Annotated in this window: 17 protein-coding genes; 11 read left to right on the forward strand and 6 right to left on the reverse strand. The window is 71.7% G+C overall.

Features of this window, described 5'->3' with window-relative positions:
• Positions 1–2: 2 nt before the first annotated feature.
• The gene (gene lepB, locus AB0K15_RS09975; RefSeq protein WP_364047751.1) at positions 3–785 is read left to right on the forward strand and encodes a signal peptidase I; all 783 of its coding nucleotides are present in this window, start codon (positions 3–5) and stop codon (positions 783–785) included.
• A gap of 156 nt (positions 786–941) precedes the next feature.
• Positions 942–1610, forward strand: coding sequence for a signal peptidase I (gene lepB, locus AB0K15_RS09980; protein ID WP_364047997.1), 669 nt, complete (start codon positions 942–944; stop codon positions 1608–1610).
• Here the strand turns inward: lepB (AB0K15_RS09980) and AB0K15_RS09985 are convergent.
• On the reverse strand, positions 1534–1794 hold the full coding sequence (locus AB0K15_RS09985) for a hypothetical protein (RefSeq protein ID WP_364047753.1): 261 nt from the start codon (positions 1792–1794) through the stop codon (positions 1534–1536). The genes lepB (AB0K15_RS09980) and AB0K15_RS09985 overlap by 77 nt on opposite strands.
• Complete coding sequence (locus AB0K15_RS09990) at positions 1755–2183, reverse strand: AarF/UbiB family protein (RefSeq protein WP_364047999.1); 429 nt, start codon at positions 2181–2183, stop codon at positions 1755–1757. The genes AB0K15_RS09985 and AB0K15_RS09990 overlap by 40 nt, the downstream gene beginning before the upstream one ends.
• Here AB0K15_RS09990 and AB0K15_RS09995 point away from each other — a divergent pair.
• Both AB0K15_RS09995 and AB0K15_RS10000 read left to right on the forward strand, forming a co-directional pair.
• On the forward strand, positions 2067–2747 hold the full coding sequence (locus AB0K15_RS09995) for a hypothetical protein (protein ID WP_364048016.1): 681 nt from the start codon (positions 2067–2069) through the stop codon (positions 2745–2747). The genes AB0K15_RS09990 and AB0K15_RS09995 overlap by 117 nt on opposite strands.
• Positions 2748–2975: 228 nt before the next feature.
• A complete protein-coding gene (locus AB0K15_RS10000) occupies positions 2976–3527 on the forward strand; it encodes a snapalysin family zinc-dependent metalloprotease (RefSeq protein WP_364047755.1) in 552 nt (183 codons plus the stop codon).
• Positions 3528–4132: 605 nt separating this feature from the next.
• Here the strand turns inward: AB0K15_RS10000 and AB0K15_RS10005 are convergent.
• The gene (locus AB0K15_RS10005) at positions 4133–5812 is read right to left on the reverse strand and encodes a GGDEF domain-containing protein (protein WP_364047757.1); all 1680 of its coding nucleotides are present in this window, start codon (positions 5810–5812) and stop codon (positions 4133–4135) included.
• 373 nt (positions 5813–6185) lie between these two features.
• Positions 6186–7337, reverse strand: a complete 1152-nt coding sequence (locus AB0K15_RS10010) for a lycopene cyclase family protein (RefSeq protein ID WP_364047759.1) — start codon at positions 7335–7337, stop codon at positions 6186–6188.
• 60 nt (positions 7338–7397) lie between these two features.
• Here AB0K15_RS10010 and dgt point away from each other — a divergent pair, with 60 nt between their 5' ends.
• The 5 genes from dgt (at position 7398) to AB0K15_RS10035 (ending at position 15035) form a co-directional block, all read left to right on the forward strand.
• Positions 7398–8960 carry a dGTP triphosphohydrolase gene (gene dgt / locus AB0K15_RS10015; RefSeq protein ID WP_364047761.1) on the forward strand — a complete coding sequence of 521 codons (1563 nt, stop codon included), beginning with the start codon at positions 7398–7400 and terminating at the stop codon, positions 8958–8960.
• A gap of 202 nt (positions 8961–9162) precedes the next feature.
• Complete coding sequence (locus tag AB0K15_RS10020; protein WP_364047763.1) at positions 9163–12102, forward strand: S8 family serine peptidase; 2940 nt, start codon at positions 9163–9165, stop codon at positions 12100–12102.
• Between the two features lie 63 nt (positions 12103–12165).
• Positions 12166–12834, forward strand: a complete 669-nt coding sequence (locus tag AB0K15_RS10025; RefSeq protein WP_364047765.1) for an acVLRF1 family peptidyl-tRNA hydrolase — start codon at positions 12166–12168, stop codon at positions 12832–12834.
• A 183-nt stretch (positions 12835–13017) separates the two neighbouring features.
• Positions 13018–14646 carry an ABC-F family ATP-binding cassette domain-containing protein gene (locus AB0K15_RS10030; RefSeq protein ID WP_364047767.1) on the forward strand — a complete coding sequence of 543 codons (1629 nt, stop codon included), beginning with the start codon at positions 13018–13020 and terminating at the stop codon, positions 14644–14646.
• Positions 14647–14825: 179 nt separating this feature from the next.
• Positions 14826–15035, forward strand: coding sequence for a helix-turn-helix domain-containing protein (locus tag AB0K15_RS10035; protein ID WP_003071237.1), 210 nt, complete (start codon positions 14826–14828; stop codon positions 15033–15035).
• Here AB0K15_RS10035 and AB0K15_RS10040 read toward each other — a convergent pair.
• Complete coding sequence (locus AB0K15_RS10040; protein ID WP_364048004.1) at positions 15022–16338, reverse strand: glycosyltransferase 87 family protein; 1317 nt, start codon at positions 16336–16338, stop codon at positions 15022–15024. The two genes, AB0K15_RS10035 and AB0K15_RS10040, sit on opposite strands and share 14 nt — an antisense overlap.
• A 71-nt stretch (positions 16339–16409) precedes the next feature.
• Complete coding sequence (locus AB0K15_RS10045) at positions 16410–17282, reverse strand: LLM class flavin-dependent oxidoreductase (RefSeq protein WP_364047769.1); 873 nt, start codon at positions 17280–17282, stop codon at positions 16410–16412.
• Between the two features lie 73 nt (positions 17283–17355).
• Between AB0K15_RS10045 and AB0K15_RS10050 the strand changes: the two genes are divergently transcribed.
• Together AB0K15_RS10050 and AB0K15_RS10055 are read left to right on the forward strand one after the other, a co-directional pair.
• Positions 17356–17796 carry a MarR family transcriptional regulator gene (locus AB0K15_RS10050; protein WP_364047771.1) on the forward strand — a complete coding sequence of 147 codons (441 nt, stop codon included), beginning with the start codon at positions 17356–17358 and terminating at the stop codon, positions 17794–17796.
• A gap of 103 nt (positions 17797–17899) precedes the next feature.
• Positions 17900–19768 (forward strand): ABC transporter ATP-binding protein, encoded by a 1869-nt coding sequence (locus AB0K15_RS10055; protein WP_364047773.1) that lies wholly within the window; start codon positions 17900–17902, stop codon positions 19766–19768.
• The last annotated feature ends 6 nt before the right edge of the window (positions 19769–19774 follow it).

Below are 19774 nucleotides of genomic sequence, written 5' to 3' on the forward strand. Positions count from 1 at the left end.
GCGTGACCGAACCCGACTTTCCGCCGCCGCCGGCTCCGGTGCAGGTCAAGCGGCGGTTCTCGCCGCTGCTGGCGATCTTCCTGGTGCTCGCCGTCGTCGGCGCCGTGGCCGGCGCGATCGGTGTGGTGAAGGTGCTCGGCTACGCCATGGTGACCGTCCCGGGTGGCTCGATGGCCGGCACCATTCCGCCCGGTACCACCGTGGTCTACAGCTGGGGCGAAGGCCGGGAGATCCATCGGGGCGACCTGGTCGTGTTCCAGGCCGACGCGCTGCCCGACATGCAACCCGGCCGGCTCCTCAAGCGCGTGATCGCGGTCGGTGGCGATCGGGTGCGCTGCTGCGACCCCGGCCACCGGATCGAGGTCAACGGCAAGCCGATCACCGAGCCCTACCTCGACCCGAAGGTGTCGCCCGCCGCGGCGGCGATGCCCTTCAGCGCGCAGGTGCCGCCGGGCACGATCTTCGTCGCCGGCGATACGCGCGACAACTCCAACGACTCGCGCATCCACGTCAGTGCACCCGGTGCAGGCGCCATCCCCCTGTCCGAGGTGAACGGTGTGGTCGTCGCGACGGGCAGCATCTTCGCCTCCGAGAGCCTCAGGCCCACCACGGCGTTCACCGATGCGGGCCTGCCGGGATCGTCCACTGAGGACACCGGCCTGGCCGCGGACCGTTACCTGGCGGCAGGTGGCGCGGCGGTGTTCCTCCTCGGGTTCATCGGCGCGATCGTGGCCGGCGTGCGGTCCGCCGCGAGACGACGGAAGGCGGCCGTGGCAGCACCCTGATCACGAGCAGGTTGCAGCGGGAAGACCTGGTCGAGCGGCCGGTAACGTCGGCGGGGCCCGCCCGATAGAGGGGCGTGACCGACTTCCCGGCGCCCCCGGCCGCTCCGCCTCGCACGCGCCGGTTTTCGCCGTTTGTGGCGCTTTGTGACCGGGGTGGTGAGGGTGCTCGGCTACAGCACGGTGCGCATCGGCGGACGCACCATGGAAGCCACGATCGGAGCCGGCGCACCCATGGTTCTCCATTGGGCCGGGAGCCAACAGATCCACCGGGACGACCTGGTTTCGTTCCAGGCCGACGCGTTTCCCGACGTACCGCGCGGCCTCCACTTCCTCAAGCGCGTGATCGCCGTCGGCGGTGATCGGGTGGTCTGCTGCGGGCCCGACAACCGGCTGCAGGTGAACGGCAAGTCCGTCACCGAGCCCTACCTCGATCCGGCGGTGCCGCTCTCGGCCGGCGCCTACGAGTTCACGGCGCAGGTGCCGCCGGGCTCGATTTTCGTCGCGAACGACAGACGCGACATCTCGGACGATTCCCGCAGATTCGTCAACGAGCCCGGCGGTGGCACCATCCCACTGTCCAAAGTGGATGGTGTGATCGTCGCGAGGGGCACGATCTTCTCCTCCGTGACCCTCACGCCCACCACGGCCTTCACCGACGCCGGCCTGCCCGGAGCGTCCACTGCGGACGCCGGGCTGCCCGAGGGCCGCTACCTGGCGGCCGGCGGTGCCGCGCTGTTCCTGCTCGGGTTCATCGGCTTGATCGTGACCGTCGCGCGCTCCGGCGGAAGACGACGAAGGGCAGCCGCAGGCCCACCAATGCACTGATCACGAGCAGGTTGTAGCCGAAGACCTGGTTGAGTTTCAGGTCGGGCAGCAGCCGCGGGCCGCTCGCGCTGCCGCGCAGCAGCACGGCCATCAGGCCGGTCGCGATGCCGACGAACGCCGGCAGCACCTCGTGCACGAGGCCCGTCACGAGATCGCGGTCGCGTTCGTCGGAGAACAGCCGCACGTTGACCGAAAGCCGGCCTTCCTCCCGGGCCGCGCCGATCCGGTCGACGCGGCGGGGGAGCCGGCGCAGCACCGGCAGCAGCGCCGGCACCTCGTCGCGCACGGTCTCGGGCCGCAGGCGCGCGCCGATCCGCTCGCCGGCGAACGAACGCGATTCGGCGACCACGTCGAAGCCGGGTGCGAGCGTGGCCAGGGTGCCCTCGGCCGTCGCGAGCGCGCGGAAGACCGCGGCATGCCAGGCCGCTGGACCTTGATCACGACCTCCGCGCCGGAGTGCAGACGTGCGTCGTAGGCCTGCGCGATCGACGCCGCCGCGAGGGGTTCCGGGTCGAACTCGGCGAACGCGTCCGCCGGATCGGCGCCGAGTTCCTCGCGCAGCAGGGCGAACACGGCTTCGGCGGGCGCCGGCGCCACGCGATCCTGCAGCCGGCCGAGCTCCTCGACGAACGCAGGCGGCAGCAGGTCGGCGCGGGTGGAGAGCAGCTGGCCGAGCTGCGCGAACGTCACGCCGCCCTCTTCCAGCGCGCGGCACAGCGACCGCGCGAGCTTGGCGTGGCGGCCGGGTCCGAACCCGGGCTCGCGGCGCCCGGTGAGGTACCCGCCGAGGCCGTGGCGGATCGCGATGCGCGTGATCCGCCAGTAGTGCCGGGCCCGCGCGACGCGGGCGCGCGCCGAACGCAGCTGTGCGAACAGCGCGAGCCCGGCCCCGACGGTGCGGCGGGCTCCGCGACGAACAGGAACAGCAGCGTCGCGGCCAGTGCGCACCCGGCCGGCGGGACGAGCAGCCCGACCGCCGCGCGGGCGCTGGTGAGCGCCGTGAGCGGGAAGGTCCGCACCACCAGGCCGCCGACGCCCCAGCCGAAGACCCCCGCGCACAGCGCCCGGACGTACCCGACCCGCACGCCGAGCACCCGCAGCGACGCGGTGACGAGCGGCCACAGTGCGAGAACGTAGGCGAACAGGGTTTTCCTGGTTGTCGAGCACACCAGCGTTCGCGGCCGGCCGGGTCCGGCCGCGGCGGGAGCGCGCTCCCTCTCGCGGGGGACCATGATGACGGACAGTGCCGGGTCACCTACTTTCGGACGTGGCCACGGAGATTGGTGAACTCCTAACGTCGTGGGGCGAACCACGGTTGCCGGGTTTCCGGTAGCCGGAGCGGACAATTCGGTGAAGGAGACGCGAATGAGGGCACGCGGGTTCGGGCGCATCGCGGCGATCGCGGTGGCGGTGGCGGCGCCGCTGGGTGTCGGGCTGGTCGTGGGGCCGGGCGCGGAGGCCGCCGCGGCCACGACGGTGTACTACACGTCGAGTGGGGCACCGGATTACGTGGCGCAGATCGACCAGGGGGCGGCGAACTGGAACGCCGCGGTGACCGACGTGAAGCTGGTGAAGCGCTCGTCCGGGGCGACGGTGGTGTTCCACGAGATCCACAGTGGCGGGTCGTATACGCAGACCGATGGTCACGGGAATGGAGACGTGTATCTGGATACGTCTCAGGTGGCGGAAGGGTTTGATCCGACGCGGATCGCGGCGCACGAGCTGGGGCACAATCTCGGGTTGCCGGATGATTACGACGGGCCTTGTTCGGAGCTGATGTCGGGGCACGGGCCGGGGACTTCGTGCACCAATGCCAAGCCGAGTGCGCAGGAGGCGGCGAAGGTGCAGCAGTTGTGGCGGAACGGGTTCGGGGGTGTGAAGGGAGTGGGAACTCGGGTTACGGCTGGGGTTTACTGAGCGATTCCTGGGGTTTCGGAATCGGGATGGTGGGTGCGGGAAGGCGCCCCGATTTCTGATTGTGACTACGTTTCAGGGCAGCTTGTCAAGGCTGGAAAGAGTACTTTGACAAGCTGCCCTGAAACGTGTGGAGGCTTTGGATCGAGGCGGGGGAGGGGCTGGGCGTTCCCGCGCGTTGAGTGGATCGGCTGCGGTTTTTCGGCGTGGCGCTGGCTGCGGTTTTGCGTGGCGTCGGCCGGAGGTGAGCAGGGTCCCGCTGTGGCGGAAGGTGGGAAGTCAGGCGGCTGGGAGGATCCCGGGGGGCTCCGGCCGGTGGTGAGCAGGGTGACCTATCGCAAGTGGGTCCACCTGATCCTGGGCGGGGCGATCAGCGTGCCGTACCTGTTGTTCGCGGCGGTGGCGGTGCCTTCGCTGGCACCGTTCGTGACGTCGCTGGGCTGGGCGTCGATGGTCGGGGTCGGGGTGACGGTGGTGGTGCTGGGGGCGACGTCGTTCCTGCCGGCGGTGCGGGAGCTGCTGGGCCAGGCGGCGGCGGAGCGGCCTGCCACCGTGCGGGCGCGGTGCAGCGTGATGTTCGTGCTGCACGTCGGGGCCGGAGCGCCCGTTCAGGCCGAGCGGCTGACCGCCACGTCGCGGCCGATGCCGCGGAGGACTTCGACGCGGTCGGAGCCCGGGCGGCTCAGGACCCAGCTCGAGCCGGGCACCGCTTTGGCCCGTTTCTTGAGCGGGGCGAGCAGGCGGGAGGCGTCGCGGTAGGAGGGGATGGAGCCGCTGCCGCAGACGAGGGTGGCCAGGGACACGGTGACGGGCATGCCCTCCGCGGACCAGCGCGTGTCGAGGAGGGCGGCGGCGACGGTGCCGATCTCGTCGACGTCGCAGACGATGAGGAAGTCGTCGCCGCCGACGTGGCTGACGCGCATGCGCGGGAGGCGGCGCGAGAGGCCCGTGAGGGTCTCGCCGAGGGCGCGGATGAGGTCGTCGCCCGCGGCGAAGCCGGCGTTGTCGTTCACGGACTTGAAGGAGTCGACGTCGAGCCACGCCGCCACGAACTGCTCGCCCGTGGAGATGCGGCGTTCGACGTCGCGCGCGACGGCCTCGCTGCCCGGCAGCCGGGTGAGCGGGCTCAGGGTCACCGCCTCCTCGACCTTCGCCTCGGCCACACCGCGGACCACCTCGGTCACCAGCACCACGCCGAGCGTCCGGCCCGCGTTGTCGACCACGACCACGTCGTCGCCGGTGCGGCCCCAGTCGGCGTCGGTGACCAGTTCGAGGAACTCCAGCGCGCTCGCCGTGGCGTCGATCGTGTGCGGCTTGTCGGCCAGCCGCTCGGCCGGGCGCTTGGCGTGCAGGGCGTGGCCGTACGGGCCGGTCACGGCGACCAGGAACCGCGTGCGGTCCACCGACCACTGTGGACGGTTGTGCTCGTCGACGCCGATCACGCCGGTCGGGGCGTCGGCCGCCGCGAGGACCTCGCGCACGTCGTCGCAGGTCGCGTCGGACGGCAGCGTGGTGGCGGGCCGCAGGAAGTCGCCGACGCGGGGCGCGGTGGGCGGCGCGGGCGAGCGGCGGTCGTCGGGCACCACGGCGCCGGCGGCCGGCGCGCTGCGGTGCGCGGCCGGCGGCGCCAGCAGGTTGCCCTGCGCGATGCGCACGCCGAGGTTCTGCGCGGCGTCCAGCTGCGGACCGGTCTCGATGCCGGTCGCGACGAGCCGGATGCCGGTCCGCGTCGTGAAGTGCAGCAGCGACTCGACGACGGCGACCGAAGCCGGTTCGTCCGGCAGGCCGCGCAGCACGCTGCGGTCGAGCTTCACCAAGTCCACCGGTGCCTGCGCGAGCAGCGCCAGCGGCAGGTCGCCGCGGCCGAGGCCGTCGAGCGCCAGCCGGAACCCCAGCTCCGACAAAGCGCGCATACCGCCCAGAAGCCGGTCTCCGGGCAGGTGCGTGAACGGCGGGCCGATCTCCAGGACCACGTCCCGCGTGCGGCGGCCGGCGGCGCCGAGCTCGGCGATCAGCTCGTCGAACGCGGCGGGGCCCGACGCGAGCGTGCGGGCGGAGATGTTCAGGTGCAGGGGCAGCGCGCTCGGCCGCTCGGCCTCCTGGCGCACCGCGGCCGCGGCGAGGCCCAGGTCGACCTCGGCCAGGCGGCCGGCGCGGCGGGCTTCGGCGAGCAGCTCGTGGGCCGTGCCCTTGCCGGGGCGGGCGAGCGCTTCGTACGCGACAACGCCGCCGGTGTGCAGGCTGTACATCGGCTGGAAGGCGAACCGGACCGCACGGGGCGTCGTCACCCGGAGATCGTCGCATCCTCTCGCGCGGAAACGAAACCGTTGTCAGCAGATGTTCACCGCGCCGGAACCTGAGTTACCTGAACCGGAGTAACGAAATCGGTAGTGATCACCCGTTCGGGATGGATTTCCGGGGGCCGTTCGGAAGTGTGAAAATTCCCGTCTTCACCATGCACTCACACGAACTCGCACACCGTCCGTGGTGGCCCGGTTCGCGGCAGTGACCAGCGAGTCCGTCCACCTGGAGCTTGATCGTTTGACCCGAAGAAGTTTCGGATACGGAATTCGCGGACCGTCGCCGTTCGGCCCGCCGGTTCCGCACGTGGTAGCGCTCACGGCTGCGCGCCGGCGCATTCGGCCGCCGATTTCGCCGCCGTTACCGAATCGTATTCGTCCGGCGGCCCGCGAGCCGCGCGCGCAGCGTCGGCGGCGCCGCGCGGAACAGCCGGGCCATCGCCGCCGCCGTGCCCGGCAGGTCTTCCCGGCCCGATGTGTAGGCCTGCTGCACGGGAGCCGGCAACGCGAAGAAGAGGTCGAAGAACTCGGCGAGCTCGGCAGCCGACATCCGGCGCAAAGCACGCAATCCGTACTGCCGCAGGGAATGCACGGCCCGCGCCTCGGCCGTCCACAGTGTCCGGCGGGCCGCGCGCACCGCCGCCGCGGGCCCCGCCTCGAACGCACCCGCCAGCGCCGCGGCCACCCTCGGAGCCAGCCGCAGCGCCGTCGCGACGCTGTACCCGGTGGCGGGGTGCACGAGCCCGGCGGCGACGCCGAACGGGACCACCGCGCCGCGCCCCGGCAGCGGCACGTCGAGCGCGATCCGAACCCGCTCCTCCCGGCCGTGCGGCCGCAGCCCCGCGGCTGCGAGCCGGGTCCGCAGCCGCGCGGCGAGCCGGTCCACCGGCACGCCCGGCCGGTGCGCGAGCGACGTCTCCTCCACGAGCACCGAGCCGTCGCCGAGCGGGAGCAGGTAGCGGAAACTCGGCGACCCGTCGCGCCAGTCCATGAACACGGCCGTGTCCGAGGCGCCGGGCACCAGCCGCTCGGCGTCGGCGGCGAGCAGCACGAGGCCGTACGCGGTCTGCTCGGCGCGGCGCCCGCCAGGCGGGCCGCCGGACAGCACCCGGTTGCGCCCCGACGCGTCCACGACCACCGCGGTGGCGAGCCGGCGGTCGTCGGCCAGCACCACCGTCGAGCCGTGGCGGCCGTGCTCGGCGTGCGCGACCCGCCCGGTCACCACCGTCACCGGCGCCGCCGTGAGCCAGGACCGCAGGCCGGCGTTGTCGAGCACGAGGTAGCCGCGGTCGAGCCGGTGCTCGCGCGTGCCGAACGCGACCGTCGCGCCGGGTGCCGAAGCGATCACCTCGGCCGGCAGCCCCGGCAGCTCGTCGGCCCACGCGCCGTAGGTGCTGCGCCACGGCGCCCGCGGCGCGGCGTCGACGAGCGTGGTCGCGAGCCCGCGCCGGGCGCAGGCGCGCGCCAGCGCCCACCCGGCGGGTCCGCCACCCGCGATCAGCACGTCGCTCACCCGTCCGATCCTGCCGTATCCGGCGAGTCCGCCGGGGGCCGGACCGATACGGTGGAGCGCATGTCCGAGACCGACCCGAGAGCCGCGCGCAGGGACCCGTCGAGCTCCGTGGGCGGGTTCACGGACCTCGCCACCAGCCCGTTCCGCGTCGATCGCGACCGCATCGCCGCGTCGCCGTTCTTCGCGCGCCTGGGCGGGGTGACGCAGGTGGTCAGCGCCGGCGGCGCCGGGCTGCTGCACAACCGGCTCACCCACAGCCTCAAGGTCGCGCAGGTCGCCCGCGCGATCGCCGAGCGGATCACCGGCGCCAGCGAGTCGGCCGAGCTCGCCGCGAAGCTCGGCGGCTGCGACCCCGACGTCTGCGAGGCCGCCGCGCTCGCCCACGACCTCGGGCACCCGCCGTTCGGCCACCTCGGCGAGCAGACGCTCGACCGCATCGCCCGCCACCGCTTCGGCCTGGCCGACGGCTTCGAGGGCAACGCGCAGACGTTCCGCATCCTCACCACCACCGACGTGCGCGGCCCGTCGGCGATCGGTCTCGACCTCACCGCGGCCGTGCGCGCGGCGGTGCTGAAGTACCCGTGGGCGCGGCTGCACTACCCCGAACTGCACCCCACGGCGATGCGCACGCCTCCCCGCGGCGCGGCCGAACCCGACGGCTCACCGGGCACCGGCGCGAGCAAGTTTTCCGCCTACGCCACGGAACTCGACGACTTCGCGCAGGCGCGCGGCCCGTTCACCGGCCGCATCGAGCCGTGGCAGCAGACGGTCGAGGCGTCGGTGATGGACACCGCCGACGACATCGCCTACGCGATCCACGACCTGCAGGACTTCCACCGCATCGGGGTGCTGCAGCACGCGCCGGTCGCCGCGGAGCTGGGGGAGTGGCTCGACCACGCGCTGGAGCTGGCTTCACTCGACGACGAGCAGGTCGCCGCGGAGCTGCGCCGGCCCGGCCGGTCGCTCGAACAACTGCGCCGGCGCATGCACCTCAAGGACGGCTGGATCGCCGACGACGACGCGTTCGCCGCCGCGGTCCGGCGCGTGCAGCGGGAGCTCGTGGACGGGCTGCTGGAGAACGGGTTCGACGGCTCGATCGAGGCCGAGCAGGCCACGGCCGCGTTCTCGGCCAACTGGACCTCGCGGCTCGTCGACGGCGTCTTCGTGCTCTCCTCGCCCTCCACGCGCTCCGGGCACGTCTCGCTGCGCACCGCGCAGTGGCACGAGGTGCAGGTGCTCAAGTTCGTGCACCGCCGGTTCGTGCTCCTGCGCCCGGACCTCGCGCTGCACCAGCGCGGGCAGGCGAGCCTCGTGACCACGCTCGTCGACGCGCTCGACGCGTGGCTGCTCGACCGCGACGAGGCGAGCCGCCTGCCCCGGCGCCTGTACGACCTCGTGGAGCTGGCGCAGGACGAGTATTCGGGCCTGGTCCGGACCATGCCGGAGGTGCTCGTCGGCGCGACCGGCGAACGCGTGGAGGGCGCCGACGCCGTGCGCAGTCTCGCCCGCGGCCGCGCAGTGGTGGACTTCGTGGCTTCGCTCACCGACAAGCAGGCCGTGACGCTGCTCGACGCGCTGTCCGGGCGCGCCGCCCAGCCGTGGTCGGACTCGTTCGTGCTCTGAGGCCGCGCTCAGCCGGCGCTATGACTCGCCACTGCCGCTGAATGGCCTACGACCTCCGGTGGGTATGGGAAATTTACAGCCATACATCACCCTAACGGCTGCTTTTTCCCATTTACCCCGGGCACTTAGCTGGATCCAGCCGGTGATCACCGGCGTTGGCCAGCGTGAGTCGGGGCACGCGGTGCGAGATTCGGAGGCGCACGTGCGTCGAAGCCGTTCCACTAGAGCCGGATTCAGATCGAGAGCCAGATCCCGAGCGACCGTCCTGACCGCGGGGGCCGCGGCGCTGATCGCCGCGCTGGGCATCGTCACCCCGCCGGTCGCGGGCGCCGCCACAGCGTCCACACCGGACTCCTTTTCCGAAAACTCCGCGAAGCAGATCGCGGCGTTGCAGTCGATCAAGTCCGGGCAGACCAAAACGGAGTCCAAACTGGACAGCCGGCTGCTCGTCTCGCAGAAGCTGCGTACCCAAAAGCTGAGCGCCTCCGCCGTACCCGCGCTGGGGGCGGGTACGGCGAGCACCGCGCTCGTGGACATCCGCGCCACCAAGGTGTCCGACGCGCTGGTGAACGACCTGCGCAAGGCCGGTGCCGCCGTACGCACCGTGTCGGACAAGGCGGCGAGCATCCGCGCCGAGGTGCCGCTGTCCGCACTGCCGGCGATCGCCGCGCGCGCCGACGTGAAGCGGGTCGAGACCGCAGACCAGGCGATCACCGCCCGTGAGCTGGAAACCAAGGCGGGGCAGGGGAAAACGGCTCCCGTCGAGACCAAGCAGCAGAAGGCCGCCCGCCTCGACGCCGCGCTGAACCAGGCGCTCGCGGCCAAGAACCGGCGGGCCGCCGAGGCGACCATCACCAGTGAGGGCGACCGCGCGCACAACGCCGATCTCGCCCGCCAGCAGTACGGCGTCACGGGCACCGGCGTGAAGGCGTGCGCGCTGTCCGACGGCGTCGACTCGTTGAAGGTCTCGCAGGCCAAGGGCGAGCTGCCGGCCGTCGACGTCGTCCCCGGCCAGGCCGGCGACGGTGACGAGGGCACCGCGATGCTCGAGATCATCCACGACCTCGCGCCGAACGCGACCCTCGGTTTCGCCTCCGCGTTCACCTCCGACGCGAGCTTCGCCGACAACATCCGCAAGCTGCGCTTCGAGTCGCACTGCGACGTGATCGTCGACGACGTCATCTACTACAAGGAATCCCCGTTCCAGGACTGGATCATCGCCCAGGCCGTGAACGACGTGACCGCCGACGGCGCGCTCTACTTCTCCTCGGCGGGCAACGAGGGCAACGTCACCGACGGCACCGCCGCCCACTGGGAAGGCGACTTCGTCGACTCCGGCAAGTCGATCGGCAAGTTCGCCGGCACCGCGCACAACTTCGCGGGTGCGGCCGGCAACCAGATCTTCGAGCCGATCTCCGACGCGTCGTCGGACAACATCCCCGTGACGCTGCACTGGTCCGACCCGCTCGGCGCCGCGGCCGACGACTACGACCTCTACCTGCTGGACGGGGCGGGCAACGTCGTCTCGTTCAGCCAGGACGTGCAGGACGGCACCCAGGATCCGTACGAGCAGCTCGCCACCCCGCTCTTCGGTGGCACCGGCCTTCGGCTCGCGGTGGTCAAGTTCTCCGGCGAGGGCCGCTATCTCTCGCTGACGGCCTTCCGCAGCCGGTTCCGCGACTCGGCCGACGGCCTCAAGGCCTACAGCACCCCGGGCGTCACGGCCGGGCACTCCTCGGCGCGCAACGCGTTCTCCGTGGCCGCGGCACCGGCGGCGGCCCCGTTCGGCCGGGCGCTCGAACCGGGTGACCCGGCCAACCCGACCGGTCCGTTCCCCGGCGCGTTCTCCGCGGCCAGCAAGGCCGAGCGGTTCAGCTCCGACGGCCCACGCCGGATGTTCTACGAGGCCGACGGCACGCCCATCACCCCGGGCAACGTCTCCTCGACCGGTGGCGAGGTCCGCGACAAGCCGGAGATCACCGCGGCCGACGGCGTGCGCACCTCGGTCGGCGGGTTCGACCCGTTCTTCGGCACCTCGGCCGCCGCGCCCCACGCGGCCGCCATCGCGAGCCTCGTGCTCTCGGGCAACCCCGGACTGTCCGCTTCGGACGTTCGCGAGGCGTTCCTGAACACGGCCGTGGACATCGAGGCGCCCGGCAGCGACAACCTCACCGGCGCGGGCGTGGTCCTCGCCGACAAGGTGCTCGCCTACACCGGCGCCAGCCCGCAGCCCTACGTGCAGGCCGTGCAGCCCACCGTCACCGGGCCCGACGGCGGCAGCACGCTCGACCCCGGTGACACCGCGAAGGTGACGCTGCCGGTGACCAACACCGGCGACGGGGTCGCGTCCTCCACGAGCGTCGTGCTCACCACGACGACGCCCGGCGTCACGATCGCGCCGCGCGCCAAGTCGTACGGCACGATCAGCCCGGGCCAGACGGGCGTGAACGACTTCACCGTCACGGTCCCGGCGACGCAGGGCCTCGGCGTGCCGGTGGTCTTGTCCGCGAAGGTGACGTTCGCCGGCTCGTTCTCGCCGTTGACCAGCACGTTCGCGTTGCCGGTCGGCACGCCCTCGCCGGTGGTGCAGACCTTCTCCTACACCGGTGCGCCGGTCGCGATCCCGGACAACTCGCAGCTCGGCGCCTCGGTGCCGCTGGTGGTGAGCGGTGTCGGGGCCGCGTCGAAGGTCTCGGTCTCGATCGACGGTTCCAGCTGCACCGCCGACGAGGGCTCGACCACGGTCGGCGTGGACCACACCTACGTCGCGGATCTGGTCGGCACGCTGACCTCGCCCTCGGGCGCGTCGGCCACGCTGTTCCAGCGGGCCGGCAGCGGCGGCAACAACCTGTGCCAGGTCGTGTTCGACGACAGCGCCCCGGCGCTGCTGAGCACCGTCGGGTCGCAGTTCGCGCCGTTCACGGGCACGTACCTGCCGATCGACCCGCAGACCCCGCTCGCCGGCACCTCGGCCGACGGCACGTGGACGTTCAAGGCGGTCGACGTCGCCGGCGGTGACACGGGCTCGATCCGCAGCGTCTCGCTGCACGTCAACGGCTACGCGTCGGCGGGCACGGGGAGCGCTGCCGGGGCGGCCGCGCTCGTCCGCCCGGTGGTGCACGCCGGTCCGGCCATCGCCTGATCGCACCTGATCCACCCGGACGGGGCCGTCGCGTTTTCGCGGCGGCCCCGTACCGTTGTCCGCATGGCCAGGGCGCGGCGGGTCGCGGGCGGCGGGACGGCGGTCGAGATCGCGCCCGGCCGCCTCGCCGGCTGGTTCACGCGCTTCGCCGAGCGCAACGACGGGGTCGGTACCACCGAGCTCGGCGAGCACGAGGTACGCGTCTTCGCCCGCAACGGCGTCATCGCCACCGCGACCGTCCCCTTCGGACCGCTCGCCGTCACGGGAACCCACGAGGGGCTCGCCATCGAACCACTGGTGGACCACGCGCTCGTGCCGCGGCTGCTCGCGGTGCTGCTGGTCCGCCTCGGCGGGCATTCCCTCGGGCTCGCGCGCGGCGGGGTCGTGCTCGTCTCGCGCACCGACCGCCACCTCGTGCAGGGCCGTACGGCCGCGGGCGGCTGGTCGCAGCAGCGGTTCGCGCGCCGGCGTGCGGGACAGGCCCGGGCGGCGCTGCGCGCGGCCGCGCAGGACGCGGTCGAGGTCCTCTTGCCCCGACTGTCCGAAGTGGACGCCGTCGTGCTCGGCGGCGACCGCCGCGCGCTCGGCGAACTGCGCGCCGACCACCGGCTCGACCCGCTGTTCGCCCGCGCCGCGGCGCGCGTGCTCGAGATCCCCGAGCCGCGGCGCGGAGTGCTCGACGACGCGGCCGAGCGGGCGATCTCCGTGGAAGTGGTGCTGAGCGGAGCGTGAGACCCGCCACGCGGCGGAAAACCGTTCGGCGCCGCCCCGTACACTGGATCCCGTGGAACGGGAAATCCTCACGGAGTAGCTGCCGCACCGGGCGCTCGTGACCGATCTTCGCAGGGAGCGAGGACGGCGGGCGATGCCGGTGCCTGTCGCTGTCCACGTTCACCCCCGAGTCCGGGAGTTCTCTTGATCACGGCCACTGGCCTCGAGCTGCGTGCCGGCTCGCGCATCCTGCTGAACGGCGCCACCCTCCGCATCCAGCCCGGCGACCGCATCGGCCTCGTCGGCCGCAACGGCGCCGGCAAGACCACGTCGCTGAAGGTCCTCGCGGGCGAGGGCGAGCCGCACGCGGGTGAAGTCCGCCGCAGCGGCGAGCTCGGCTACCTGCCGCAGGACCCGCGCGAGGGCGACCTGTCCGTCACGGCGAAGGACCGCGTGCTGTCCGCGCGCGGCCTCGACGCGCTGATCCGCAACATGGAGAAGGCGCAGACGGCCATGGCGGAGCTGGCCGACGAGAAGGAACGCGACAAGGCGGTCAACCGCTACAGCCGCCTCGAAGAGCGGTTCGCCTCGCTCGGCGGGTACGCGGCCGAGAGCGAGGCCGCGCGCATCTGCTCCAACCTCGGCCTCGCCGACCGGATTCTGGAGCAGACGCTGAACACGCTGTCCGGTGGCCAGCGCCGCCGGGTCGAGCTCGCGCGCATCCTGTTCGCCGCCGCCGAGGCAGGCGCGGGCGGCAAGTCCGAGACGATCCTGCTCCTCGACGAGCCCACCAACCACCTCGACGCCGACTCGATCTCGTGGCTGCGCGGCTTCCTCAAGCAGCACGACGGCGGTCTCGTGGTGATCAGCCACGACGTCGAGCTGCTCGCCGACGTCGTGAACAAGGTCTGGTTCCTCGACGCCACGCGCGGCGAGATCGACCTCTACAACATGAGCTGGCAGCGCTACCTCGACGCGCGGGCCACCGACGAGAAGCGCCGCCGCCGCGAGCGCGCGAACGCCGAGAAGAAGGCGTCGGCGTTGCAGCAGCAGGCCGCGAAGCTCGGGGCCAAGGCGACGAAGGCCGTCGCGGCCAAGAACATGGCGCGCCGCGCGGAGCAGATGCTCTCCTCTCTCGACGAGACGCGCCAGGCCGACAAGGTCGCGCGGATCAAGTTCCCCGAGCCCGCGCCGTGCGGGCGCACGCCGCTCACGGCCGACGGGCTGTCGAAGTCCTACGGCTCGCTCGAGATCTTCACCGGAGTGGATCTTGCGATCGACCGCGGTTCGAAGGTCGTCGTGCTCGGTTTGAACGGTGCCGGAAAGACGACATTGCTCCGGCTGCTCGGCGGAATGGAAACTCCGGATACGGGTTCCGTCGAGCCGGGTCACGGATTGCGTTTGGGCTATTACGCACAGGAACACGAAACTCTCGACCACGATGCGAGTGTGTGGGAAAACATCCGACATCTCGCACCGGACACGGGTGCGCAGGAGTTGCGGAACCTGCTGGGTTCGTTCCTGTTCACGGGTGAACAACTCGACCAGCCCGCCGGGACGCTTTCCGGCGGCGAGAAGACCCGTCTGGCGCTGGCCGGGCTCGTCTCCAGTGCGGCGAACGTGCTGCTCCTGGACGAACCGACCAACAACCTCGACCCGGCCAGCCGTGCGCAGGTCCTGGACGCTCTGCGCAGCTTCGCCGGCGCCGTGGTGCTGGTGACGCACGATCCGGGCGCCGTCGAGGCGCTGGAGCCCGAGCGCGTGATCCTCTTGCCCGACGGGACCGAGGATCATTGGTCCGCGGATTATCTGGAACTTGTCCAGCTAGCGTGATCAGATGCGTCCATTTGGGTGCTTGCCACGCCTCGTGAAGCACTTGAATGGCCCAATGTGATCGCAATTTCGCTCGTTTTACGTCTGTCGTCTGGCATTCCTGGGCTTCGTGTTCGATCATTGCCCCGGCAGGGGCCGTCAAATGGCCCAGAACTCCACTCGGCGGGAAGGCGATCGACGTGGCTGATCTCAAGAAAGGCGCGCGGATCACCGGCAACACGCGCGACAAGCTGGCCGCTGACCTGAAGAAGAAATACGAGAAGGGCTCGAGCATCCGGGCCCTCGCAGAGTCCACGGGGCGTTCCTACGGGTTCGTGCACCGTGTTCTCTCTGAGTCCGGGGTCCAGCTGCGGGGGCGCGGCGGGGCCACGCGGGTCAAGAAGAAGTAGCAGTACCAGGCCGACTGCGCGGGGGGCGCAGTCCCTGTTCGGCCGCTCGGAACGTCAGCACTCCTCCGAGCAGCACCAACGGATAAACCAGGTAGCCGTAGCGGGTTGCCGGGGTGAGCAGGACCAACGCGCCGAGCCCGACGGCGATCCGCAAGAGCGCGGCGGATCCCGTCGCGGGGGGACGGCGTACCAGCCACACCAGCATCGCCACTGCTGCGGCCGCCACCAGGACGAGTGAGATCACGCGGCCCGCTGAGCCGGTTTCCGCGATCAGGTGGCCCGGAAGCGGGCTTGCCGCGGGGGAGCGCACCACGCCCATCCCGAGCGGGAACCGGATCACGTGCTCCACGAACGCGTCCGGGGCGACCAGGTACACCGGCAAGTGCAGCGCCACCGTCGCACTGACCAAAGTGGTCACGAACCACGCGAGTGCCCTGCGGTCGCGTGAATTTTCGTTGTGCGTACGGCACAACACGAAGACCGCGAGCACGGCCGCGGCCGGCGCGACGATGAGCTTCGCACTGATCACGAGTGCCAGCACGAATCCCGACCAGCCCGCGCGTCCGGTTGCAGCGAGTGCGCAGGCGAGCACGAGCAGTCCCACAATGGCGAGATCGGGACCGGCGACGGCCCAAGTCAATGCGGTGAGTGGGCACGCGATTGCCAATTGTGCCGAAAGAACCGGAATTCGCGGCCATTTCAGCATTCGTAGTGAGGCGATCACGCAGAGAGACGCACAAAGTGCGAACATCCACCGGGCATCCGTGAGCGCATTGGTGAACGGCGTTCCCCCGAACAACGCGCGCGGAAGGCCGAACACCGTCATCACGGGTCCGTAGGGCGTGTAGTCGTTCACCTCGGGAGCGCGCCCGAGAGCGGTCACGTCGACGTAGGGCGTGCCGTGGTGCAGCAGCAGGCTCGCGCTGCGCTCGATCACCCACACCTCGGGCTGCGCGGCCCACGAGTCCGGCGTGACGAGCCAGTCGACCCCGGTCAGTCGGCGAATAACGAGCACCACGAGCGGGACGATCATCGCCAACAGCCCGATGACCGCGATCGAGCACCACCGTGAGCCGAGCGGGCCGCGGGGGGTACGCCCGAGCCGCGCCGACACGAGCAGCCAGCCGCTGTGGGCCGCGGCGATGCCGTAGGCGGCCGTCGCGAAGTTGCCCCAGACGCGGTAGCCGTAGAACTCGGACACGATCGCGCTGATCAACGCGAAGGCGAAGCAGCCGAGGTAGAACACCAGGTCCCAGGTGAGCACCCGGCCCGCCCGGTCCGTGGCGGACCGGGCCGGCGCCATCAGCAGCTGCACCGCTTCCCCCTCACGAACCTGGCCGTCCCCGTCGCGTCAGGCTACCGAGGGCGCCCGGATCACCCGTCCTCGCCCGTTCGGCCCAGCTCGCGCAGCCGTGGGAGCAGCGCGGCCGCCTGCTTCGCGCGGCCCACGGTGTCACCGGCGGACGGGAGCATGAGGACGAGGTCGGTGAACCCGGCGTCGAGGTAGGTCCGCGCTTCGCGCAGCGTGTCGCTGTCCTCGGCCGAGAGCCGGAACTGCACGGCCCGGCGCACCGTCGCCGGGTCACGGCCGATCGTCGCACAATGCCGGTCGAGCACGCCCGAAAGCCGCGTGAGCTCCTCGACGGGCGTGCCCGGCAGGCTCGCGTTCAGCCACACGTCGGCGTGTTCGGCCACGACCCGCAGGCCGAGGCGCTCGCCGTTGCTGCCGAGCCACAGTGGCGGCTTCGGCGTCTGCACGGGTTTCGGGTCGCTCGTCGCGGTCGTCAGGCGGTAGTGGGCGCCGCTGAAGTCGGCGACCGGCCGCGTCCACAGCAGGTCGAGGACGGCGCAGGCCTCGGCGAGCCGCTCGACGCGTTCGCGGGCCGGCGGGGTCGGCATGCCGAGCATCGTGTCGGCGAGCGCGTCGCCGCCCGCGCCGAGGCCCACGTCGAGCCGGCCGCCGGAGAGGTGGTCGATCGTCGCGGCCATCTTGGCGAGCACGGCCGGGTGCCGGTTGGTGTTGCCGGACACCAGGCAGCCGATCCGGACGTGCCGGGTGGCCTCGGCCATGGCGGCCAGCAGGGTCCAGGCCTCGAAGACGTCGCCGGTGCGGACGGGGCCCATCGGGGCGAAGTGGTCGAAGGTCCAGAGGCCGTCGAACCGCGCGTCGTCGGCGATCGCCCAGATCTCGCGCAGCGTCGCGACGTCCGTGAACTGCTGCGCGGGTTTCAGCCCGAAGGTCACCATGGGGAACTCCTGATCGTCAGTGTGGTAAATCATCAGCACAACTGATGATCAGCGTAGGGCTAGGATGCGGGTCATGTCGAGTGCCCCCGAAACTCCCGCGGTCGTGACCCGCCGGCTCGGTTATCTGCTCAAGCACGCACAGCTGCGGCTGGCCGAGCTGCAGGAGCCACTGCTCGCGCCCCACGGGGTGAGCGGGCGGCAGGTCGCGGTGCTCGCGCTGCTGGCCGAGGGCGAGCCGCAGGCGCAGCAGGAGGCGGCCGCGCGGCTCGGCGTGGACCGGACGACCATGGTGCAGCTCGTCGACGAGCTGGAGGACAAGTCGCTCGTGCGGCGCCAGGTCGATCCCGCCGATCGCCGCCGCCGGATCGTGACGCCGACGGAGGAGGGGCTGCGCGTGCTGAAGGTGGCCACCGAGGCGTCGGAGGAGGCCGAACGGCGGCTGCTGGGCCCGCTGGGCGAGCGTGAGGCGGCGGGGCTGCGCGAGGCGTTGTGGGCAGTTGTTCACCACCGGTGAACGCCCGGGGGAAGAACTCGGGACGAACCGGCGTTGTGGTGGGCATCTCTGAAAAAAAGCTCAAGTAATGTAGAAGTTTTGTCGATCGGGGGAAAGGCTCCACATGGACAACTCGTGGGCGTTGCTCGGCTCCGTGATGCGCGGGGCCGACGCGCCGAGGGCGCTCACGCGCGGCACCGTGAAGCGGGTCGCGCGGTTCGCTCGCCCGCACTGGTCACGGCTGCTCGTCTTCCTCGTGCTGACCGTGGTGTCCGCCGTGCTCGCGGTGACCACGCCGGTGCTGGCGGGCAAGGTCGTCGACGCGGTCGTCGGCGGCCACGACCTGCCGCTGATCATCTGGCTCGCGGTGATCATCGCGGTGCTGGCCATCCTCGACGCCGGGCTGGGGCTGGCGGAGCGGTGGCAGTCGGCGCGCATCGGCGAAGGGATCATCCTCGACCTGCGCGTCGCCGTGTTCGAGCACGTGCAGAAGCTGCCCATCGCGTTTTTCACCCGCACCCGCACCGGCGCGCTGGTCAGCCGGCTCAACAACGACGTCATCGGCGCCCAGCGCACGTTCACCGCGACGCTCTCGGGCCTGGTCACCAACGTGATCCAGCTCGTGCTCTCGCTCGCGGTCATGGTGACGCTGTCGTGGCAGGTCACGATCTTCGCGCTGGTGCTGCTGCCGATCTTCGTGCTCCCGGCGCGCCGGCTGGGCCGCCGGATGGCCGGGCTGCAGCGCGAGTCGGCACAGCTCAACGCCGGCATGACCACGCAGATGACCGAGCGGTTCTCGGCGCCGGGCGCCACGCTCGTGAAGCTGTTCGGCCGGCCCCGCCAGGAGGTCGGCGAGTTCGGTGACCGCGCGGGGCGCGTGCGGGACATCGGCGTGCGCACGGCGATGCTCACGCGCTGGTTCATGACCAGCCTCACGCTCGTGTCCGCACTCGCGCAGGCGCTGGTCTACGGCCTCGGCGGCTACCTCGCCTTCACCGGCCAGATCGCGCCCGGCACGGTGGTCGCACTGGCGCTGCTGCTGACCCGCCTCTACGCGCCGCTCACGGCGCTGGCCAACGTCCGCGTGGACGTGATGACCGCGCTGGTGTCGTTCGAGCGGGTCTTCGAGGTGCTCGACCTCGACCCGATGATCAAGGAACCGGCGAAGCCGAAGGCGCTGCCCGCGGGCGGCGTGGCCGTGGAGTTCGAGGACGTGCGCTTCGGGTACCCGGCGGCCGACCGGTTCTCGCTGGCGTCGCTGGAAGACGTGGCCACTTTGGACAGCCGCGGGGGCGAAGAGGTGCTGCACGGCATCAGCTTCCGCGCCGAACCGGGCCAGATGGTGGCCTTGGTCGGCTCCTCGGGTGCCGGCAAGTCGACCATCGCCTCGCTGCTGCCGCGCCTCTACGACGTGGACGGCGGTGCGGTCCGGCTGTCCGATGTGGACGTCCGTGACCTGGACTTCGCGACGCTGCGCGCCACCGTGGGCGTGGTGACGCAGGACGGCCACCTGTTCCACGACACCATCCGCGCCAACCTGGCCTACGCCCGTCCGGGCGTGACCGACGACGAGATCTGGGCCGCGCTGGAGCAGGCCCGGCTGGCGCACCTGGTGCATTCGCTGCCCGACGGCCTCGACACCACCGTCGGCGAACGTGGCTATCGCCTGTCCGGCGGTGAACGCCAGCGTCTCACCATCGCGCGCCTCCTGCTGGCGCAGCCGAAGGTCGTGGTGCTGGACGAGGCCACGGCGCACCTGGACTCCGAGTCGGAGGCCGCGGTGGGCGAAGCCCTCACGGGCGCGCTCGAAGGCCGCACGGCGCTGGTGATCGCGCACCGGCTCTCGACCGTCCGCGCCGCCGACCTGATCCTGGTCGTCGAAGACGGCCGGATCGTCGAACGCGGCACGCACGAAGAGCTGCTCGCCCTCGGCGGCCGCTACGCCGAGCTGCACCACACGCAGTTCGACGAGGAGCCGACCGCGGCCGCGTGACGCGCG

The organism is Amycolatopsis sp. NPDC049253, from assembly GCF_040678995.1.
Lineage (GTDB): Bacteria > Actinomycetota > Actinomycetes > Mycobacteriales > Pseudonocardiaceae > Amycolatopsis.